This is a genomic window from Streptomyces nodosus, from assembly GCF_008704995.1.
GTDB classification, from domain to species: Bacteria; Actinomycetota; Actinomycetes; order Streptomycetales; family Streptomycetaceae; genus Streptomyces; species Streptomyces nodosus.
Genome location: NZ_CP023747.1, coordinates 5347559 through 5363232, shown reverse-complemented (window position 1 = coordinate 5363232; position 15674 = coordinate 5347559). Strand labels below are relative to the sequence as shown.

Below are 15674 nucleotides of genomic sequence, written 5' to 3'. Positions count from 1 at the left end.
GTGTCTTGAGTAGGCCCGGCATCCGTGGGCGGCCGCCGGCTGCGTCGCGTCTTCTTCCTGCACGGTTCCGGACCGGTCGGACATTGTCCATCCCCCGGTCAGGGTCCGTCTCCCGGACGGGCGTCACCCCGGTCGGGGTCTGCCTCCGGGTCAGTTCCGGCTGCCTTGGTCACCCACGAGTGTGCCGATCTTCTCACCCTTGACGGCTCGCGCGATATTGCCTTCCGCAAGGAGCTCGAAGACCAGGATGGGCAGCTTGTTGTCCCGGCACAGCGTGATCGCGGTCATGTCGGCGACCTTGAGATCGCGGGTGATGACCTCGCCGTAGCTGAGCGAGTCGAACCTGACGGCCTCGGGGTTGGTCTTCGGGTCGGAGTCGTAGACCCCGTCCACACCGTTCTTACCCATGAGCAGCGCCTCGGCGTCGATCTCCAGGGCGCGCTGGGCGGCGGTCGTGTCGGTGGAGAAGTACGGCATGCCCATACCGGCGCCGAAGATGACCACACGGCCCTTCTCCAGATGGCGCACGGCCCGCAGCGGGATGTACGGCTCGGCGACCTGCCCCATGGTGATGGCGGTCTGCACCCGGGAGTCGATGCCCTCCTTCTCCAGGAAGTCCTGGAGGGCGAGGCAGTTCATGACCGTACCGAGCATGCCCATGTAGTCGGAGCGGGCCCGGTCCATGCCGCGCTGCTGGAGTTCGGCGCCGCGGAAGAAGTTGCCGCCGCCGATGACGACGGCGATCTGAGCCCCGTCGCGCACCACGGCCGCGATCTCACGGGCGATGGCGTGCACCACGTCCGGATCGACGCCGAGTCCGGTCCCTCCGGAGAACGCCTCTCCGGACAGCTTCAGCAGAAACCGGCCGTGTACTTTGCCGTCGTCGCTCTTCTCGGCCTTGGTGGTCATGGAGATCTCCTCGTGCTGCACATACGAAGAAGGCCATTGCCGGTGGGGTGTGTTTCGCATCCCATGCTCGGCAACGGCCTCCTCGTCAGATCTGCTGTCGTCCGTCAACGCGCGGGTGCGTGACGGCGTACCCGGACGACTGTCTCCGACCCTATCGGGGTCGGGCGTCGTACGCGGTACGGACTCAGATGCCGACCTTGATACGCGTGAAGCGCTTCAGGGTGACACCCGCCTCGTCCAGAACCTTCTGGACGGACTTCTTGTTGTCCAGCGCGTACGGCTGGCCGAGCAGCGTGGCGTCCTTGAAGAAGCCGCCCAGACGACCCTCGACGATCTTGGCGATCGCGGCCTCGGGCTTGCCCTCGGCGCGGGTGGTCTCCTCGGCGACGCGGCGCTCGGACTCGACGACCTCGGCCGGGACGTCCTCCTTGGCGAGGTACTTCGGCGCGAAGGCGGCGATGTGCTGGGCGATGCCCTTGGCGACCTCGGCGTTCGGCTTGTCGAACTCGACGAGCACACCGATCTGCGGCGGCAGGTCGGGCATGGTGCGGTGCATGTACGCCGCCACGAAGCCGTCGGAGAACTGCGCGAAGCGGTCCAGGACGATCTTCTCGCCGAGGTTGGCGTTGGCCTCGTCGACGAACGCCTGGACGGTCTTGCCGGCCTCGATCTCGGAGGCGAGCAGCGCCTCGAGGTCGGCCGGGGAGGTCTTGGCGACGTGCTCGGCGATCGCCTGGGCGACGGACTGGAACTTCTCGCCCTTGGCGACGAAGTCGGTCTCGCACTTCAGCTCGACGAGGACGCCCGAGGAGTTGTCGTCGGCGATGATGGAGACCACGGCGCCGTTCTCGGCGGAGCGGCCCTCGCGCTTGGCGACGCCCTTCTGGCCCTTGATGCGCAGCGCCTCGACGGCCTTGTCGACGTTGCCGTCGGCCTCGTCCAGCGCCTTCTTGCAGTCCATCATGCCGGCGCCGGTGAGCTCACGGAGCTTCTTGACGTCGGCGGCGGTGTAGTTCGCCATGATCTGTGAATCTCTTCTCGGAGTTCGAAGTCTCGAAGTCGGCGGCCGCCGCGCCTCGGGCGGGCGTCCGCCGAAGATCTACGGGCTGCGCAGATCCGCGGACTACGCAGATCTACGGGCTGCGGGTGAACGGCGGGTGGCGCGACCGGCGCCACCCGCCCCCACGTCAGCCGAACGGCCCTGAGGTCAGGCCTGCTCGCCCTCGGCGGCCGGAGCCGGAGCCTCGGCCGTCTCGGCAGCCGGGGCCTCGACGGTCTCGGCGGCCGGAGCCTCGGCAGCCGGAGCCTCAGTGGCCGGAGCCTCGGCGGTCTCGGCGGCCGGAGCCTCCTCGGCCTTCTTCTCGCCCTCGAGCAGGTCGCGCTCCCACTCGGCGAGCGGCTCGCCCGCGGCCTTCTCGCCCTTGCCCTCGGTGGCGACGCCGGAGCGGGCGATGAGGCCCTCGGCGACGGCGTCAGCGATGACACGGGTGAGCAGGGTGACGGAGCGGATCGCGTCGTCGTTGCCCGGGATCTTGTAGTCGACCTCGTCGGGGTCGCAGTTGGTGTCGAGGATGGCGACGACCGGGATGTTGAGCTTCCGGGCCTCGCCGACCGCGATGTGCTCCTTCTTGGTGTCCACGATCCAGACGGCGCTGGGCACCTTCTGCATCTCGCGGATACCACCGAGGGTCTTCTCCAGCTTGGCCTTCTCGCGGGAGAGGACCAGGAGCTCCTTCTTGGTCAGACCGGAGGCGGCGACGTCCTCGAAGTCGATCTGCTCGAGCTCCTTGAGGCGCTGCAGGCGCTTGTAGACGGTCGAGAAGTTGGTGAGCATGCCGCCCAGCCAGCGCTGGTTGACGAACGGCATGCCGACGCGGGTCGCCTGCTCGGCGATGGCCTCCTGCGCCTGCTTCTTCGTGCCGACGAACATGACCGTGCCGCCGTGGGCGACGGTCTCCTTGACGAACTCGTAGGCGCGGTCGATGTACGACAGCGACTGGAGCAGGTCGATGATGTAGATGCCGTTGCGCTCGGTGAAGATGAAGCGCTTCATCTTCGGGTTCCAGCGACGGGTCTGGTGACCGAAGTGGACGCCGCTCTCCAGCAGCTCCCGCATCGTGACGACGGCCATGGCCGTTCTCCTTGAGATTCTCGGTTGTGCCGCGGGTACCGGACGGCACCCGCGCCTGACGCCCGCGATGCGCCGTGCCACGAAGGACCGAGGAGCGCTGACACCTGCCTCAAGAAGACCCGGTGTCGGGGCGTGCGAAGTCGACCCGGTGACCCGGGTCGCCACAAGAAGTGTACGGGACCCGCGGACCGGCGGGTGACGCCGCTGTCCACAACCGGGCCCCCGTGCACAGATCCCGGCCATGATCACCCGATGTGCGGGACGGTGCTCGTATGCGAGCGAAGCTGTGGGCGAAACGACGGTGGCGGGCCTGGCCGGTGGTACCGCTGATGCTGACGGCGGGCGTACCGGCCCCGGTGGCCCGGGCGGGCCCGCCGTCCGGGCTGCGGGCGGACGCGGCGCAGGCGGCGGAGCCCGTGCCGGGCTCGGAGGCGCCGGTGCCGGCCGTCGCCCGCAGCTGGCCGGTGGGCGTGCGCCCCGAGGTCGTACGGGGCTGGGACCCTCCGGCGCACCCCTACGGGCCGGGTCACCGGGGCGTGGATCTGGCGGCGGCCGAGGGTGATCCGGTGCGGTCCGTGGCCGCAGGACGGGTCGCGTTCGCGGGCCGGGTGGCGGGGCGTGGCGTGGTCTCCGTCGATCTGGCGGGCACCGGAGAGCCCCCGCTGCGGACGACGTACGAGCCCGTGCGCGCGTCCGTGCACACCGGTGACGAGGTCGGGCCTGGCACGGTGCTGGGTGTCCTGGAACCGCCCACCGGCCACTGCGCGGGCCCCTGCCTGCACTGGGGCCTGCGCCGCGGGAAGGCCTATCTGAACCCGTTGTCCCTGCTGCGCACGGGGCCGTCCCGGCTGCTGCCGGTGGACGGGGTGCCGTTGCCGCCGTTGCCCTGACGACAGGGGCGGGCCCTCAGCCGCAGACGCCCCGCAGGGCCATGGCGACCGCCGCCTCGGTGATGGCGGGCGGGTCCTCCGCGGCGCCCAGTTCGATGCGCCGCACGGCCGCGTCGACCACTCCCTGGAGCAGCATCGCCGCCAGCCGGGGCTCCCGGTGTCCCATCTCGCGGAGCGCCTCGACGGTCATCGCGACGAGCCCGCCGTGTGCGGCCCGGATCTTCTCGCGGGCACCGGAGTCCAGCTCGCTCGCGGAGATGGCCACCACGGCGCGGTGCCGCCGGTCCCCCACGAGCGCCAGCTGCTGCCGCACATACGCCTCGATCTTCGCCTCGGGCCCCTCCGCCACGGCCATCGCCGCCTCGACCTCCGCCGCCCAGACGGGGAAGTCGACCGCGCACAGCTCCTCGACGACGGCCGCCCGGGAGCGGAAGTACTCGTACACGGAGGACCGGGCCAGGCCGGTGCGCTCGGCGAGGGCCGGAAAGGTCAGCGCCTCCGTACCGCCCTCGGACAGAAGGGACCGTGCCGCGTCCAGCAGGGCGGCACGCTGCATCGACCGGTGCTCGGCCACGGAGGCCGCTCGAATCCTTGGCACATCGACCACTGTACGGAGCGACCGCCGCCGACGGGAGCCGCTCCCGCGCCAGATGCCGGGCCCGGCCGGACCCGCCGGCGCGTGCACGGCGGGGTCCGCGCCCTGCCTCAGCGTCCGAATCCGGCCAGCTTGGCCCGCAGCTGCAGCACCGACTTGGTGTGGATCTGGCTCACCCGGCTCTCGGTCACCCCCAGCACATTGCCGATCTCGGCGAGCGTGAGCCCCTCGTAGTAGTACAGCGTGACCACGGTCTTCTCCCGGTCGGGCAGGGTGTTGATGGCCCGTGCCAGGAACCTCCGCAGCTCCCGGTCCTCGGCGACCTCCACGGGGTTGTCCGCGGCGGTGTCCTCCAGGGTGTCCATCAGACTCAGCCGGTCGCCGCCCTCGCCCCCGACGTGCAGCAGCTCCTCCAGGGCCACCACATTGGCCAGTGACAGCTGGCTGAAGACCGCGTGCAGGTCCTCCACTCCGATCCCCATCTCCGCCGCTACCTCCCCCTCGGAGGGCGTGCGCCGCAGCCGGGCCTCCAGGGTCGCGTACGCCCGCTCCACACTGCGCGCCTTCTGCCGCACCGAGCGCGGGATCCAGTCCAGCGCACGGAGCTCGTCGATCATCGCGCCCCGGATCCGCGTGATCGCATAGGTCTCGAACTTGATCTCCCGGTCGAGGTCGAACTTCTCGATCGCGTCGATCAGCCCGAAGACCCCGGAGGACACGAAGTCCGCCTGTTCCACATTGGCCGGCAGACCCACGCTCACCCGTCCCGCCACATACTTCACCAACGGTGAGTAGTGCAGGATCAGCTGCTCCCGCAGCCGCTCGTCCCCCGTCTCCTTGTACGACCGCCACAACTCGTCGAGCGTCGAGGGAGCGGGCGGGCGCACGCTTCCGCCGTCACGCGCGGCTGGGGGGAGCGCCGCCCGGTCGGACCCGGAGGTGTGCTGGGGCATTCGTCGCCTAGTGCCGTTCTGCCGTGAGTGGGGAGCTGCCGGATGGGTCGTCTGCGTCGGGTTGTCCGTCGGAGTCGGAATCCTCGTGAGCGTAGCGTGACTACGGTGTCGCAGTGCGCGAAGGGCGAGGGATCACCCGTGCGCGAAGGGCCCCGGCGAAGCCGCCGCCGGAGCCTCGGCCGTCGCCCTGAGTGATCGCCGCAACGGGTCAACTACGGGAATTGCCAAGGGCGTCGGGGGTCGCCCGTACGGCCGAACACGCTCGGTCAGCACCCGGCGCGATCCGGCCGGGAGGCGATCACCGCCTGGCGTGTCAACTTCCAGCCGTCGCCATGTCGTTCGACAAAGCCAAGTGATCGGAGTTCGTACAGTCGGGCGACCACGTCGTCCTGGGTCGTCCCCGCCCCACGGGCGAGGACGTCCGCAGGGGCCGTGCCGCGGGCCGGCAGCGCGGCCAGCACCCGGGCGGCGGCCGGGTCGAGCAGATCGCGCGGGAGGACCGGTCCGCGCCGGTCCGGGGCCAGCTCGCCCATGGCTCCGACCAGTTCCACGACCTCCGCGGCGTCGGAGACCAGCACCGCCTCGCCCCGCAGCAGCTCATGGACACCGGCCGACAGTCCGCTGGTGACCGGTCCGGGCACGCCCATGGTGTGCCGGCCGAGCCGCTGGGCCGCCCTCGCGGTGACCAGCGCGCCGCTGCGGTAGGCGGCCTCCACGACCACGGTGCCGCGGGTGAGCGCCGCGATCACCCGGTTCCGGAGGAGGAATCTGCTCGGTGTCGGATGGTCTCCGGGCGGCAACTCCCCGGCGACCAGACCCTGCCGGGCGATCCTGGTGATCAGCTCGGTGTGCCCTCGGGGGTAGGGCCGGTCCACTCCGCAGGCCAGCACGGCGACGGTGGCGCCGCCCGCCGCCAGGGCGCCCCGGTGCGCGGCCCCGTCCACCCCGTACGCTCCGCCGGAGACCACCACCCAGCCGCGCTCCGCGAGCCCCGCGCCCAGACCTGCCGCCATGTGCGCCCCGTACTCGGTGCAGGCCCGGGCGCCCACCACCGCGACGGAACGCAGCGCCCACATCCGCAGGCTGGGCCGTCCCCGCACCCAGAGCCCGAGCGGCCGGGCGTCACCGAGGTCGTCGAGCTGAGCGGGCCACTCGGGCGTGCCGGGACACACGAATCTCAGCCCCGCCTCCCGGGCCAGGGCCAGGTCCCGCTCCGGTGCGGCCCGTACGGCGCGGGCCCGCAGTCCGGTCCACCGCTTCCCTGTCACCCCCGGCAGCGGCGGGCCGTCCTCGCGCAGCCGCCGGGCCACCTCCTCGGCTCCGTGCTCCCGCAGCCAGCGGCCCGCCGTCTCGTCCCCGGGCTCGACGACGCGGCCGAGGAAGATCCGGGCGAGGCGGTCGTCGTCCGGTCCGGCACCGCCGCTCATACCGGTGCCCCGACGACCGCCGGCACGCCCTGGGGGATCCCCGTGCGCAGTTGCAGCGCCAGTGCCACATCCGTCGCGTCCGGCCGGTCGTGGCCCGCCAGGTCCGCCACGGTCCAGGCCACGCGCAGCACACGGTCCAGTCCCCGGGCCGTGAGCACCCCCCGCTCCAGCTGACGCTCGGCCTCCTCCGTCGCTCCGCTCGCCGCGTACCAGCGGTGGCGCAGCTCCCGCCCCGGCACCTCGCCGTTGACCCGCCACGGCGTTCCGGCCAGGCGCGCCGCCGTCCGGGCCCTGGCCTCGCGGACCCGGTCGGCGACCGTCTCGGTGCTCTCGCCCCGCGCGCCGCGCCCGGTGAGTTCGGCGCGGGTGAGGGGATCCACCTCGACGCGCAGATCGACCCGGTCGAGGAGCGGGCCGGAGAGCCGGGCCTGATAGCGGCGGATCGCCGAGGGCGGGCACTCGCACAGCGCATCGCGCCGCGAGAAGCGTCCGCAGGGGCAGGGGTTGGCCGCGAGGACCATCAGGAATCTCGCCGGGAACCGCACGACGCCCGCGCTGCGTGCGATCACCACATGCCCGGACTCCAGGGGTTGCCGCAGCGCGTCCAGGGCCCGGCCGCTGAACTCGGGTGCCTCGTCCAGAAAGAGGATCCCCCGATGGGAGAGCGACACCGCACCGGGCCGCGCGATACCGGGGCCGCCGCCCACCAGGGCCTGCATGGTGGCCGAGTGGTGCGGTGCGCAGTACGGGGGGACATCGATCAGGGGCTTGCCCACGGGGAGCAGTCCCGCCACCGAGTGCACGGCCGTGACCTCCAGCGACTCCTGCCTGCCGAGCCGGGGAAGGACGGCGGGCAGCCGCTCCGCGAGCATCGTCTTCCCGGCTCCGGGAGGTCCTTCCAGCAGCAGGTGGTGCCCGCCGGCCGCGGCCACCTCCACCGCCGTGCGGGCCGCCCGCTGGCCGACCACATCGGCGAGATCATGGCCCGGCTCGTGCTGCGCGGCGCCCAAGCCGTGCATCCCGGTGGTCTCCCCGGTGCCGGGTGCCCGCAGACCGGCCAGCAGGGGATCGGGGCGGCCCGGTGCGTCCTGCTCCTCCTCGGGCACGGGTTCGTCCGTGAGCACGGCGATCAGCTGGCGCAGGCTGCGGACGCCCAGCACCGACACACCGGGCACCAGGGCGGCCTCGGCGGCCGCACACTCGGGGACGACCACCTGTTCGTAGCCCGCGTCCGCCGCGGCCAGTACGGCGGGCAGGATGCCCCGCACCGGGCGGACCCGTCCGTCCAAGCCCAGCTCGCCGATCATCACGATGTCGGCGAGCACCCGTGGATCGATCCGCTCCGAGGCGCCGAGCACGGCGCTCGCGACCGCGAGATCGAATCCGCTGCCGGCCTTGGGCACGGACGCGGGGCTGAGCCCCACCGTGAGCTTCTTCTGCGGCCAGGCGCCCCCGGAGTTCACCACCGCGGCCCGCACCCGGTCGCGGCTCTCCGTGAGGCTCTTGTCGGGCAGGCCCACCAGGGTGAACGCGGCCACGCCCGGTTCGAGATCGGCCTGGACCTCGACCACCACGCCCTCGACACCGACCAGCGCCACGGAGCAGGTACGCGCGAAGCCCATCACAGCACCCCCCGCACATGCTCGACCACGGCGGCGCCGCGCTCGGGCAGCAGCACGCCGACCACATCGATGCGTGCCCCGCCGGGCGGCGCCCCGCCGTGGGCCTGGATCCAGCGCTCGGCGAGGCCGCGCAGCCGCTCGGCCTTCACCGGGGTGACGGCGGCCATCGGATGCTCGAAGCGGCCACCCCTGCGGGTCTTGACCTCGCAGACGACCAGGACGTCCCCGTCCCTGGCCACGATGTCGATCTCGCCGCTCCTGCCGCAGCGCCAGTTGCGCTCCAGGACGGTCATCCCGGCGGCCGTCAGCCGCCGGGCGGCCAGTTCCTCGCCGTACCTGCCGAGTGCGCTTCGTGCGTTCATGTCGGCACCACCTCCGGCGCCAACCGTCACGCATCCGCCGCCCTGAAGCGGATCTTGGTGGACGGCCCGGTGGTTGTGGACAACTCCGTCACCCGCGCCAGGCCGTCACCGGGGCGGGTCGTCACCCGCCCGGGAGCTCCAGGTCGCTCTTGTTGAGCTCCTCGATGTTCACATCCTTGAAAGTGAGGACGCGTACCTGCTTGACGAAGCGGGCGGGCCGGTACATGTCCCAGACCCAGGCGTCGGCCATCGACACCTCGAAGAACACCTCGCCCTGGACCGAGTGCACCTGCATCTCGTAGTCGTTGGTCAGATAGAAGCGGCGCTCGGTCTCGATCACGAATTTGAACAGACCGACGACATCGCGGTACTCCCGGTAGAGCTTCAGCTCCATCTCGGTCTCGTACTTCTCGAGGTCCTCGGCGCTCATGGCATGTTCCCCTTCAGCCGTGCGATCCCCCCATTGTGCGCCAGTCCCGTGAGCGCCTAGACGATTTCCGTGTCAAGGATCTCCGGCCCGGCCGGGGGACCTTCGTCGAGCAGCGTGCGCAGCAGCCCGGCGAGTCTCTTCGGATACACCGTCTCATGCGCCTCGGCCAGTTCCCCGCACGTCCACCACCGTGCTCCGACGACGCTGCGCCGTTCCAGCTCCGTCAGGGCCGAGGCGACCGCGGTGGTCTGGGCCGTCCGGGCCAGGAAGTACCACTCGTCCTGGTCCCAGCGTCGTCCGGCGAACGGGAAGGAGCACCTCCTTCGCCACAGCACCGGGCCCAGTTCGACCTCCGTGATGCCGGTCTCCTCGGCCAGCTCCCGCAGCGCGGCCTGCTCGCGCGTCTCGTCGCCCTCCAGGCCGCCGCCGGGGGTGAACCACCAGTCGTCGGCCGGATCGTCCGGCTCGTGCCCGTGCAGCAGCAGAATGCGGTCCTGGGGATCGAGCAGCACCACCCGGGCGACCCGGCGCAGACCGCCCGTGTATGTGCTCTCCACGCCGCCCCCGCCTTCGGGGGCGGACAGCTCAGCGGACACCGGCCGGCTCCGTCCGCGAGACACCGCGCGTACGGCCGGCACGCCGGGCGATCGGGCCGTACGCCGCGCCGCCCAGCACCAGCACCGCACCCGCCACGATCAGCCCGAGCATCGGCCGCAGGGGTCCCGGCGAGGAGATCGGGCCCAGCGTCCCGAAGCCCGCAGGGCGGTCGAGGAAGCCGTTCATCGGCCACACCACGGCGTCCACCCGGGAGTCCACCGCGCCGAGCGGCACGGTGCCGCTGAAGGCCTCGGTGAGATGGGCCGTGGAGTCCAGGGAACCGCTGCGCTCGTCGCCGAGGAGGAACAGCCGGCCTTCAGGGACGGTGAGGGCCGGGATCGTCTTCGACTCGGCGGCCTGGCCCGCCGGGAGATACGACTCGTGGATCTGCTTGCCGTCGACGGTCAGCCTGCCGTCGGTGCAGCAGGCGACGGTGTCGCCGCCGACCGCCACGACCCTCTTGACCATGGGCAGATCGCCCCAGCTCTGCTGCCTGAACACGATCACATCGCCGCGTCTGACGTCGGAGGCGTCGATGCGCTGGGCGAGGATCCGGTCACCGGCGGCGATGGTGGGTGACATGGAGTCGGTCGGCACGGTGTAGGGCTTGTAGACGATCGCGGCCCAGAGGAATCCGCCGAGGAAGAGCACACAGCCGAGGGCCACGGCCAGTCCCGACAGAGTGCTGCCGAGTCGACCGCGGCCCGCCGCCGTACGACCTGTTCTGCTCATCCCGGCGCTCCCCCGGCTCGGAGAGCCGATCCCCCGGCCCGCGCCGGGCCGCGGAAGATCGGCGGTCTGGGACGGCACCCTACCGGGCGGTACCGCTGCCTGAAACCCTGGGGTTTCAGGCGCCCTGACGGGTGGTGACCCTGCGCCTGCGCCACAGCACCAGCGGCGTCGCACCGATCAGGCCGAGCGCTCCGGGGGCCGTCACGCTCAGGCCCTGGTCGAAGGTGTCGGGGATCGGCAGGGTGTCCCAGCGGGTGGGCGGCCAGGCGATCACGATGGCACGGCCCACGACATTGCCCACGGGCACGAAGCCCTGGTGCTCGTCCTGCTGGTGGTAACGGGAGTCCAAGGAGTTCTGCCGGTGGTCGCCCATCACCCAGATCTTGCCCGGCGGAACCGTGACCCGGAACTGGCCGCCCTGGTCGTCGACGCTGCACGGGGTGTTGCCGGGGTACACATAGGGCTCGTTGAGCGACTTGCCGTTGACCTTCAGCGGCCCGGTGCCCTTGCACTCGATGGTGTCGCCGGCCACCCCGACGACCCGCTTGATCAGGTCCTTCTCCTCCACGGACGGCATCAGGCCGATCCAGCTGAGGGCGGTCTGCAGGGCGTTCGGGGTGGTCGTGGGCTCGCCCGCCAGCCAGTTGTCGGGATCGTGGAAGACCACGACCTCGCCGCGCGAGGGCTCGGAGCCGAACCACGGGGTCAGCTTGTCGACGAGGACCCGGTCACCCTGCTGGAGGGTGTTCTGCATCGAGTCCGAGGGGATCGAGAACGCCTGCACCAGAAAGGTCTTGATCAGCAGTGCCAGCACCAGGGCGATGCCGATGAGGAGCGGCAGCTCCCTCCAGAAGGAGCGCTGCTTGCTCGGCTGGGGTTCCTGACCTTCGGTCTCGCGCGAACCGCCGTCGCCGTCCGAGGAATCGCTCCCGGAGCCGGAGTGGCGCTCCGCGGCCGGGGCGGCCGTCTCGTCGGACCGCTCCGGCCGATCTTCGGGACCCTCGTGCCCGGACCGTGCGCCGACCGCCAAATCCCCCACGTCCACTCCTCACTCCGTATCGCCGCCGGCGTCCCAGTCGACGCAGGCCCACCACTCCCATAACGAGCGGGAGTTCCGCAGGGCTCGGGAGCGGGATCAATCCATATCGATCCGCGGAGGCCACCCTATGCGACGGACCGAGCGCGACGGGCGAGCCGCTCGCCACCGAGGCGTAAGTGTCCGGCTCCGTCAGCCGGGCCCAGTGCCCGACCGGCCAGGCGATGATCATGGCGCGCCCGACGACGGATTTCTCCGAGACGGTACCGCCGTAGGCCTCGTCGCGGTGGTAGCGCGAGTCGGCGGAGTTGCCGCGGTGATCGCCCATGACCCACAGCCGGCCGGGGGGCACCTTCTCCGTGAACCGGATTTCTGAAGGTTTGTCCCCCGGGTGAATATAGGGCTCGTTCAGTGGTACGCCGTTGACGGTGACGTGCCCGTCGGTGTCACAGCACTTGACGGTGTCGCCGCCGACCGCGACGACCCGCTTGATGAGGTCCTTGTCGTCGTCGGAGGGCAGCAGACCGATCCAGGTGAGCCCCTGCTTGACCTGTTTGACGACGACGGGGTCGTTCTTCTTGGCCGTTCCCTCGCCCGCGAGCCAGTCGCCGGGGTCCTGGAAGACGACCACGTCGCCGCGCTGCGGATGGGAGCCGAACCAGGGGGTCAGCTTGTCGACCAGGACGCGGTCGCCGATCTGGATCGTGTTCTCCATGGAGCCCGAGGGGATCACGAAGGCCTGCACCAGGAACGTCTTCAGGACGAGCGCTATGAGGACGGCGACGCCGACCAGGAGGGGTATCTCCTTGATGGCGGAGCGCCTCCGCTTGCGCTTGACCTTGCGCTGGAGCTTGCGCCGCTCGGCCCGGCTGCGTCCGGTGGGGCCGCTGCCCCGGGCGCGCCGTGAGCCGGTGGGCAGCAGGTTCTGGTCGGCCGTGCCGGCCGGCCCACGCTGTCTTGCGCGGCTACCCATGGGCACCTCCCGCGTCGGGCACCCGGGCACCGGCGCCGGGACGGGTGAGGTTCCTCCAGTGCGCGGGCGGCCAGACCACCCAGTCGGCCCTGCCGATCACGGCGTCCACGGGGATCATCCCGCCGCCCGGCGAGCCCAGATACTGACGGGAGTCGTTGGAGCCGTGGCGGTGGTCGCCGAGCAGAAACAGCTTCCCTTCGGGCACCACGACGTCGAAGGGGACATCGGACGGATTGTCGCCGGGGTACAGAAATGACGACTCGTCGACCGGCCGGCCGTTCACCTCGAGCCTCCCCTCCTGGTCGCAACAGACCACATGGTCGCCCCCCACACCTATTACGCGCTTGATGTAGTCAGCGTTCCCGAAGTATCCGGTGCCGTCGAACACCACCACGTCCCCCCGTTGCGGACCGGCTCCGGAACGGTACGCCACCTTGTCTACGAGCACGCGGTCCCCGGCTCTCAGTCCGGGCTCCATCGAACCGCTGGGGATGTCGAACGGCTGCGCGACGAACGTGCCGAGCCCGAGCAGGAACAGCAGGCAGACCAGCAGGGTCAGGGTGATCCGGCCGCCGGGCGTCCACTCGGCGATCCGGGAGACCAACGCGAAACGCGACCGACCCCTCCGGTCCTTCGCCGGGTCCGAGGTGTCCTCGGCGCCGACGGGATCGGAGGAGCGGTCGCGCTCCGTGTGCTGTGCTGCGGTGTCCATCGTGGCCAGATGCTATCCGGCCCCGATGAAGGTCCCCTGAAGGACTCAGTTCTCGCGCTTCTCCTTGATCTTCGCGGCCTTGCCGCGCAGGTCACGGAGGTAGTACAGCTTGGCGCGGCGCACATCGCCCTTGGTGACGAGCTCGATCTTCTCCACGATCGGGGTGTGCACCGGGAAGGTGCGCTCGACGCCGACCGAGAAGGAGACCTTGCGGACCGTGAAGGTCTCGCGCACGCCGGAACCCTGGCGACGGATCACCACGCCCTTGAACTGCTGCACACGGGAGCGGTTGCCCTCGATGACGCGGACGTGGACGTTGACGGTGTCACCCGGGCGGAACGCGGGGATGTCGCTGCGCAGCGACGAGGCGTCGACGATGTCGAGCACATGAGACATTTCGTCTGCTTTCTTCGCCCATGCCACAGGTCATCGGCGGAAGGTAGTTTTTCGGTGAGAGGGTCGTCGCCGTCGGGGCGGGCGTCGTGTCCCCCTGTGGCAGGGGCGCACGCCGGACGGCGGACAACAGCCGCCTATTCTTCCATGCCCTGCTGCCTGCGCCAAAATCGGCCCCCCGCCGCGCCCTCCGGGTCCGGTGCCCAGCCCAGGACGGAGAGCATCTCGCGGTCCTTCCTGTCCAGGGTGGCCGGGTCGCAGCGCTCGATCAGGTCGGGCCGGTGCGCGGTGGTGCGCCGGAGCGCCTCGTCCCGGCGCCAGCGGGCGATCCTGCCGTGGTGGCCGCTGAGCAGCACCTCCGGGATGTCCCGGCCGCGCCAGACCGGCGGTTTGGTGTAGACGGGGCCCTCCAGGAGGTTCGCCATCGCGCCGGGCGCGAAGGAGTCGTCCCGGTGGGACTCGGCGTTGCCCAGGACCCCGGGCAGCAGCCGGGCCACCGCCTCGGTGATCACCAGGACGGCCGCCTCACCGCCGGCCAGCACATAGTCGCCGATGGACACCTCGTAGACCGGTGCCCGGGTCGCGTACTCGTCGATGACACGGCGGTCGATGCCCTCGTAGCGGGCGGGCGTGAAGATCAGCCACGGGCGCTCGGAGAGTTCCACGGCGAGGTCCTGGGTGAAGGGACGGCCGCTGGGGGTGGGGACGATCAGCGCGGGCTCCGAGGAGCCGGTCTCGTATCCGTCGGCCAGGATGCCGTCCAGCGCCTCGCCCCAGGGGTCGGTCTTCATGACCATGCCGGGCCCGCCGCCGTACGGAGTGTCGTCGACGGTGTGGTGGCGGTCGTGCGTCCAGCTCCGCAGGTCGTGCACGCGCACGTCCAGCTGCCCGCGGGCGCGTGCCTTGCCGACGAGGGAGACGTTCAGCGGTTCCAGATACTCGGGGAAGATCGTGACGACGTCGAGCCGCATCAGGCACCGGCCCCGGACGCGTTCCCGGGCGAGTCCGCGGACGGCTCCTCCGACGCCTCCCTGGCGGAGGCCACCACGGCCCGGTCGTCGATCAGGCCGGGCGGCGGGTCGATGACCGCGCGCTGTTCCTCGAGGTCGATCTCGGTGACGATCTCCTGGACGAACGGGACGTACACCTCGCTGCCGTCGGGGCGCTCCACCACGAACAGGTCCTGCGAGGGCAGATGCGAGATCTCGGTGATCCGTCCGATCTCCGCCCCGTCCACCGTCACCACGTCCAGGTCGATGAGCTGGTGGTCGTAGTACTCGTCCTCGTCCTCGGGCAGCTCGTCCGGGTCGACGTCGGCGATCAGCAGGGTGTTGCGCAGCGCCTCGGCGGCGGTGCGGTCGGCGACGCCCTCGAACCGCAGCAGAAGGCGGCCGCTGTGCACGCGGCCGGTCTCGATGGTCAGCGGTCCGACCGAGGCCGGGTCGGTGGCCAGGACCGCGCCGGGGGGGAGCCTGAGCTCCGGCTCGTCGGTGCGTACCTCGACCGTGACCTCGCCCTTGATGCCATGGGCGCGGCCGATCCGTGCGACTACCAGCTGCACTGTCTGTGATCTCCTGTCCCGCCGGGCCGCACCTCGTGCCCGGTCCTACGACTACGGGCCGGGGACGGCCCAGTGGCCCTCCCCGGCCCGAGCCGGTGCTGCGTTGCGTTCAGCGGACGTGGTCCACGTCGACGAGGTCGACACGGACACCGCGGCCGCCGATGGCGCCCACGACGGTACGCAGAGCGCGTGCGGTGCGGCCGTTGCGGCCGATCACCTTGCCGAGGTCGTCGGGGTGGACCCGGACCTCGAGAACACGCCCGCGTCGCAGGGTGCGCGAGGCCACCTGCACATCGTCAGGGTGGTCGACGATGCCCTTCACGAGGTGCTCGAGAGCCTCCTCGAGCATGC

General features: G+C 71.2%; 18 protein-coding genes and 1 pseudogene. 1 reads left to right on the top strand and 18 read right to left on the bottom strand.

Annotated features, from left to right (window positions below; all coding sequences use genetic code 11):
- Window positions 1-150 precede the first annotated feature (150 nt).
- The 3 genes from pyrH to rpsB all read right to left on the bottom strand — a co-directional run bounded on the left by pyrH (window position 151) and on the right by rpsB (window position 3040).
- Entirely contained in the window at window positions 151-909 is a 759-nt protein-coding gene (gene pyrH, locus CP978_RS24245) for a UMP kinase (RefSeq protein WP_043444246.1), read from the bottom strand.
- 184 nt (window positions 910-1093) lie between these two features.
- Window positions 1094-1930 carry a translation elongation factor Ts gene (gene tsf, locus CP978_RS24240; RefSeq protein ID WP_043444244.1) on the bottom strand — a complete coding sequence of 279 codons (837 nt, stop codon included), beginning with the start codon at window positions 1928-1930 and terminating at the stop codon, window positions 1094-1096.
- A 186-nt stretch (window positions 1931-2116) separates the two neighbouring features.
- Complete coding sequence (gene rpsB, locus CP978_RS24235) at window positions 2117-3040, bottom strand: 30S ribosomal protein S2 (RefSeq protein ID WP_043444242.1); 924 nt, start codon at window positions 3038-3040, stop codon at window positions 2117-2119.
- Between the two features lie 272 nt (window positions 3041-3312).
- Between rpsB and CP978_RS24230 the strand changes: the two genes are divergently transcribed.
- Window positions 3313-3930, top strand: coding sequence for a murein hydrolase activator EnvC family protein (locus CP978_RS24230; protein ID WP_079162287.1), 618 nt, complete (start codon window positions 3313-3315; stop codon window positions 3928-3930).
- A gap of 16 nt (window positions 3931-3946) precedes the next feature.
- Here CP978_RS24230 and CP978_RS24225 read toward each other — a convergent pair whose 3' ends face one another.
- From CP978_RS24225 to CP978_RS24155, 15 genes and pseudogenes are all read right to left on the bottom strand, one after another.
- Window positions 3947-4504, bottom strand: a complete 558-nt coding sequence (locus CP978_RS24225) for a TetR/AcrR family transcriptional regulator (RefSeq protein WP_043444238.1) — start codon at window positions 4502-4504, stop codon at window positions 3947-3949.
- 131 nt (window positions 4505-4635) lie between these two features.
- Window positions 4636-5478 carry an RNA polymerase sigma factor WhiG gene (whiG, locus tag CP978_RS24220; protein WP_063839079.1) on the bottom strand — a complete coding sequence of 281 codons (843 nt, stop codon included), beginning with the start codon at window positions 5476-5478 and terminating at the stop codon, window positions 4636-4638.
- A gap of 266 nt (window positions 5479-5744) precedes the next feature.
- Window positions 5745-6905, bottom strand: coding sequence for a DNA-processing protein DprA (dprA, locus tag CP978_RS24215; RefSeq protein ID WP_043444234.1), 1161 nt, complete (start codon window positions 6903-6905; stop codon window positions 5745-5747).
- Complete coding sequence (locus tag CP978_RS24210; RefSeq protein ID WP_043444231.1) at window positions 6902-8527, bottom strand: YifB family Mg chelatase-like AAA ATPase; 1626 nt, start codon at window positions 8525-8527, stop codon at window positions 6902-6904. Before CP978_RS24210 ends, dprA begins: the two co-directional genes overlap by 4 nt.
- Window positions 8527-8919 (bottom strand): YraN family protein, encoded by a 393-nt coding sequence (locus tag CP978_RS24205; protein WP_079162286.1) that lies wholly within the window; start codon window positions 8917-8919, stop codon window positions 8527-8529. Before CP978_RS24205 ends, CP978_RS24210 begins: the two co-directional genes overlap by 1 nt.
- A 91-nt stretch (window positions 8920-9010) precedes the next feature.
- A complete protein-coding gene (locus CP978_RS24200; RefSeq protein WP_043444228.1) occupies window positions 9011-9319 on the bottom strand; it encodes a DUF2469 domain-containing protein in 309 nt (102 codons plus the stop codon).
- Between the two features lie 56 nt (window positions 9320-9375).
- The gene (locus tag CP978_RS24195; RefSeq protein ID WP_174498666.1) at window positions 9376-9915 is read right to left on the bottom strand and encodes an NUDIX hydrolase; all 540 of its coding nucleotides are present in this window, start codon (window positions 9913-9915) and stop codon (window positions 9376-9378) included.
- A complete protein-coding gene (gene lepB / locus CP978_RS24190; protein WP_043444226.1) occupies window positions 9905-10648 on the bottom strand; it encodes a signal peptidase I in 744 nt (247 codons plus the stop codon). The genes CP978_RS24195 and lepB (CP978_RS24190) overlap by 11 nt, the downstream gene beginning before the upstream one ends.
- A gap of 115 nt (window positions 10649-10763) precedes the next feature.
- Window positions 10764-11687 carry a signal peptidase I gene (gene lepB, locus CP978_RS24185; protein ID WP_043449382.1) on the bottom strand — a complete coding sequence of 308 codons (924 nt, stop codon included), beginning with the start codon at window positions 11685-11687 and terminating at the stop codon, window positions 10764-10766.
- Window positions 11575-12657, bottom strand: a pseudogene (gene lepB / locus CP978_RS24180) (signal peptidase I); the annotation flags it as partial. The gene lepB (CP978_RS24185) and the pseudogene lepB (CP978_RS24180), both read right to left, overlap by 113 nt.
- Complete coding sequence (lepB, locus tag CP978_RS24175; protein WP_043444222.1) at window positions 12650-13369, bottom strand: signal peptidase I; 720 nt, start codon at window positions 13367-13369, stop codon at window positions 12650-12652. The gene lepB (CP978_RS24175) and the pseudogene lepB (CP978_RS24180), both read right to left, overlap by 8 nt.
- A 45-nt stretch (window positions 13370-13414) precedes the next feature.
- Complete coding sequence (gene rplS, locus CP978_RS24170) at window positions 13415-13765, bottom strand: 50S ribosomal protein L19 (RefSeq protein WP_043444220.1); 351 nt, start codon at window positions 13763-13765, stop codon at window positions 13415-13417.
- A gap of 134 nt (window positions 13766-13899) precedes the next feature.
- Window positions 13900-14733, bottom strand: coding sequence for a tRNA (guanosine(37)-N1)-methyltransferase TrmD (trmD, locus tag CP978_RS24165; protein WP_043444218.1), 834 nt, complete (start codon window positions 14731-14733; stop codon window positions 13900-13902).
- The gene (rimM, locus tag CP978_RS24160) at window positions 14733-15323 is read right to left on the bottom strand and encodes a ribosome maturation factor RimM (protein WP_043444216.1); all 591 of its coding nucleotides are present in this window, start codon (window positions 15321-15323) and stop codon (window positions 14733-14735) included. The genes trmD and rimM overlap by 1 nt, the downstream gene beginning before the upstream one ends.
- Window positions 15324-15432: 109 nt before the next feature.
- On the bottom strand, window positions 15433-15672 hold the full coding sequence (locus CP978_RS24155; protein WP_043444214.1) for an RNA-binding protein: 240 nt from the start codon (window positions 15670-15672) through the stop codon (window positions 15433-15435).
- Between the last annotated feature and the right edge of the window lie 2 nt (window positions 15673-15674).